Annotated in this window: 4 protein-coding genes; 1 reads left to right on the forward strand and 3 read right to left on the reverse strand. The window is 70.8% G+C overall.

Annotation, left to right across the window (positions count from 1 at the left end; genetic code table 11):
* Positions 1-23 precede the first annotated feature (23 nt).
* Positions 24-1,778: an acetyl/propionyl/methylcrotonyl-CoA carboxylase subunit alpha gene (locus ACFU8Q_RS40040; RefSeq protein ID WP_384464719.1), complete on the reverse strand. Its 1,755-nt coding sequence runs from the start codon at positions 1,776-1,778 to the stop codon at positions 24-26.
* Positions 1,779-2,189: 411 nt separating this feature from the next.
* Here ACFU8Q_RS40040 and ACFU8Q_RS40045 point away from each other — a divergent pair, with 411 nt between their 5' ends.
* The gene (locus ACFU8Q_RS40045) at positions 2,190-2,666 is read left to right on the forward strand and encodes a hypothetical protein (RefSeq protein WP_384464722.1); all 477 of its coding nucleotides are present in this window, start codon (positions 2,190-2,192) and stop codon (positions 2,664-2,666) included.
* 270 nt (positions 2,667-2,936) lie between these two features.
* On the opposite strand, the gene ACFU8Q_RS40050 is transcribed toward ACFU8Q_RS40045, so the two are convergent.
* Together ACFU8Q_RS40050 and mmpB are read right to left on the reverse strand one after the other, a co-directional pair.
* A complete protein-coding gene (locus ACFU8Q_RS40050) occupies positions 2,937-3,548 on the reverse strand; it encodes a nucleoside triphosphate pyrophosphatase (RefSeq protein WP_384464725.1) in 612 nt (203 codons plus the stop codon).
* 51 nt (positions 3,549-3,599) lie between these two features.
* Positions 3,600-3,728, reverse strand: a complete 129-nt coding sequence (mmpB, locus tag ACFU8Q_RS40055) for a morphogenic membrane protein MmpB (RefSeq protein ID WP_093900106.1) — start codon at positions 3,726-3,728, stop codon at positions 3,600-3,602.
* Positions 3,729-3,836: the final 108 nt, after the last annotated feature.

The following is a 3,836-nucleotide window of genomic DNA, read 5'->3' on the forward strand; positions in this document are numbered from 1 at the left end:
GTGGAACGTCGGGTACCGCTCGATCAGTCCTTGATCTCGCAGATCACGGCGCCGGAGGAGACCGAGCTGCCGACCTCGGCGACCAGTGCCTTGATGGTGCCGGCGCGGTGCGCGTTCAGCGGCTGTTCCATCTTCATGGCCTCCAGGACGACGACGAGGTCGCCCTCCTGGACCTGCTGGCCCTCCTCGACGGCGATCTTGACGATGGTGCCCTGCATCGGGGAGGCGAGGGTGTCGCCGGAGACCGCGGAGCCGGTCTTCTTCGCCGCGCGGCGCTTGGGCTTGGCGCCCGCCGCGAGGCCCGTACGGGCCAGGCTCATGCCCAGCGACGAGGGCAGCGAGACTTCAAGACGCTTGCCGCCGACCTCGACGACCACGGTCTCGCGACCGGCCTCCTCCTCCGCCTCCACGTCGGCGGCGGCGGTGAAGGGCTTGATGTCGTTGACGAACTCGGTCTCGATCCACCGGGTGTGGATCCGGAACGGGTTGCTGGTGAACGCCGGGTCGGCGACGACCGCGCGGTGGAACGGAATGGCCGTGGCCATGCCCTCGACATTGAACTCGGCCAGCGCGCGCGCCGCCCGCTGCAGCGCCTGCTCACGCGTGGCACCGGTCACGATGAGCTTCGCCAGCAGCGAGTCCCAGGCGGGGCCGATGACGGAACCGGACTCCACGCCCGCGTCGAGGCGGACACCGGGGCCGGTCGGCGGGGTGAAGACGGTCACGGTGCCGGGAGCGGGCAGGAAGCCGCGGCCCGGGTCCTCGCCGTTGATCCGGAACTCGAAGGAGTGCCCGCGCACGGCCGGGTCGTCGTAGCCGAGCTTCTCGCCGTCGGCGATGCGGAACATCTCGCGTACGAGGTCGAGGCCGGTGACCTCCTCGGTGACCGGGTGTTCGACCTGGAGGCGGGTGTTGACCTCCAGGAACGAGATGGTGCCGTCCGTGCCGACGAGGAACTCCACGGTGCCGGCACCGACGTAACCGGCCTCCTTGAGGATGGCCTTCGACGCCGCGTACAGCTCCGCGTTCTGCGCCTCGGACAGGAACGGGGCGGGGGCCTCCTCGACCAGCTTCTGGTGGCGGCGCTGGAGCGAGCAGTCACGGGTGGAGACGACGACGACGTTGCCGTGCTGGTCGGCCAGGCACTGCGTCTCGACGTGGCGCGGCCTGTCCAGGTAGCGCTCCACGAAGCACTCGCCGCGGCCGAACGCCGCGACGGCCTCACGGACCGCGGAGTCGTACAGCTCCGGGATCTCCTCCAGCGTGCGCGCCACCTTCAGCCCGCGGCCGCCACCGCCGAACGCGGCCTTGATCGCGATCGGCAGCCCGTGCTGCTTCGCGAACTCCACGACCTCGGCCGAGCCCTCGACCGGGTCGGGCGTACCGGCCACCAGCGGGGCACCGGCGCGCTGCGCGATGTGCCGGGCGGCGACCTTGTCGCCGAGGTCCCGGATCGCCTGCGGCGGCGGGCCGATCCACGTCAGGCCCGCGTCGAGGACGGCCTGGGCGAAATCGGCGTTCTCCGACAGGAAGCCGTAGCCCGGGTGGATCGCGTCCGCCCCGGAGTCCTTGGCAGCCTGGAGCACCTTGGCCATGTCCAGGTAGCTGGCGGCCGGGGTGTCACCGCCCAGGGCGAATGCCTCGTCGGCCGCGCGTACATGCAGAGCGTCGCGGTCCGGGTCGGCGTAGACGGCCACGCTCCCGATCCCGGCATCCCGGCATGCCCGAGCAACACGGACAGCAATTTCGCCACGGTTGGCGATGAGCACCTTGCGCACGATGGCTCCCTCCTTGAAACAAGCTGAGTTTAGGGACTACCGACACGGCCCTACGACCCGTCCCCAATGGTGAGCTTGCCCACACAGAGCGTGATTCGAGGCTTGCTCAAGTCGCGAAATCCCTTGTGGCACCACGGTACGCCGGGATCCATGACCGCACAGTAGCCACGAGGTGTGGTCCAGGTCTCTGTTCGCGCAAGCAGCCACGCCGGGTGTTTCTTTGTGGGGTCCCCACTAACGGGCGAACGATTCTTTGCCCGACGCACGAGAGTCACGCCCAAAAGGGCGCACGGAAGGCGCGCAGGGGCGCGTCGGTGGTGCGAGGTGGGAGCAAAGCGCGTCGGAACCCTTGTCCCACGCGTTACCCGTTAGTAGGGTCCGCGCTATCGCACGTACTGCAGGTAACAGGGGGTGAGCACCGTGGTGCGCAGACCGGTGGCGTTCGTGGCCGCGATCGTGCTGTTCGTGGAGGCCGTGGGCATTGTGCTCATCAACGGCATCATGGCGACGGTCGTCAAGAACCAGGACATGTCACTGGCCGGGCTGGAATCCGACGCCATGTCCAGCGGCACCTGGGTGATGGGCGGCGTCTTCGGCCTGTATCTGCTGCTGTCCGGGCTGGTCCTCCTGCTGACCGGCATTCGCGACCGGGCCCCCGGCCGTATCGGCCGCATCGCCCTCATCACCTGCGCCGTGGTGCACGGGGTGCTCGGCGCGCTGACGGTGGGACTGGTCGGCTGGGCGGCGTTCGGATTCATGATGGTGGTGCTCGGGCTGATCGTGCTGACGCTGGTGGCGTACGGCCCCCGCCCCGGGCCCGTAGGGCCGGGACCCGAGGCCGTCCGGCCCGCGGATGACGCCGGACCGAACGCTCCGGCCCCGATCTGACTCGTATGGCCGACGAGGAGAGCCTGACCGTACGGCCGACGCGGCGGGCCTGACCTGTACGTTCCGGCCGACCCGGTCCGGCCCGTACGTTCCGGCCGACCCGGTCAGGCCCGTACGTTCCGGCCCCGATCTGACTCGTATGGCCGACGAGGAGAGCTTGACCGTACGGCCGACGGGGCGGGCCTGACCTGTACGTTCCGGCCGACCCGGTCCGGCCCGTACGCTCCGGCCCCGATCTGACCTGTACGGTCCGGCCCGCCCGGTCCGCGCTCAGACCCAGAGCTCGGTGACGGAGATCCCCAGCTCGCCCAGCAGCCTGCGCAGCAGCGGCAGCGAGAGCCCGATGACGTTGCCGTGGTCGCCCTCGATGGAGTCGACGAACGGCGCGGACCGGCCGTCCAGCGTGAAGGCGCCCGCGACGTGGAGCGGCTCGCCCGAGGCCACGTACGCGGCGACCTCCGCGTCCGTCGGTTCGCCGAAGCGGACGGTCGTGGAGGCGGTCGCCGAGGCCGTGCGGCCGGTTGCGGTGTCGATCACGCTGTGGCCGGTCCGCAGCACCCCGGCCCGGCCGCGCATGGACTTCCAGCGGGCTATGGCCTCCTCGCCGTCGGCCGGCTTGCCGAGCGCCTCGCCGTCGAGCTCGAGCACCGAGTCGCAGCCGATGACCAGGGCGCCCGCCGCCTCCGGCCGGCCGGCCACCGCGGCGGCCTTGGCCTCGGCGAGGACGAGTGCCAGCTCGGCCGGCGTCGGGGCGCCGAGCGCGTCCTCGTCCACCCCGCTGACGATCACCTCGGGCGAGAATCCGGCCTGCCGCAGAAGACCGAGACGGGCGGGGGATGCGGAGGCGAGCACGAGACGGCGCTGATCAGTCATACGCGCCATCGTAGAAGGCCGTCGGGGCAGGCAGGGGCGCAGCCGCTGTTCCGGCGCCCTTCACCGCGTCCCGAGCACGAACATCGCGACCACCATCGCGAGCGCCAGCACCAGCCCCGCGCGCCGCATCATGTCCTGGGCGTCGCGCAGTTCCTTCGGCGGCTTGTTCTCGGGGTCGGACCACAGCATGGGTCCGATCCTGCTGCTCAGGCGTGAGGCCGCGCCTGAGTACGGGTACTCAGGCGCACTGGTGCGTACGGACCAGAACCGTGCCCGGACGCTCCGGAGGCCCCGGCC

The organism is Streptomyces sp. NPDC057543 (assembly GCF_042801895.1).
Lineage (GTDB): Bacteria > Actinomycetota > Actinomycetes > Streptomycetales > Streptomycetaceae > Streptomyces.

Excerpts from the sequence above, each read along its gene's own strand:
- ACFU8Q_RS40050 (WP_384464725.1), bottom strand. The coding sequence starts at position 3,548 with ATGGCGCGTATGACTGATCAGCGCCGTCTCGTGCTCGCCTCCGCATCC.
- mmpB (WP_093900106.1), bottom strand. The coding sequence starts at position 3,728 with ATGCTGTGGTCCGACCCCGAGAACAAGCCGCCGAAGGAACTGCGCGAC.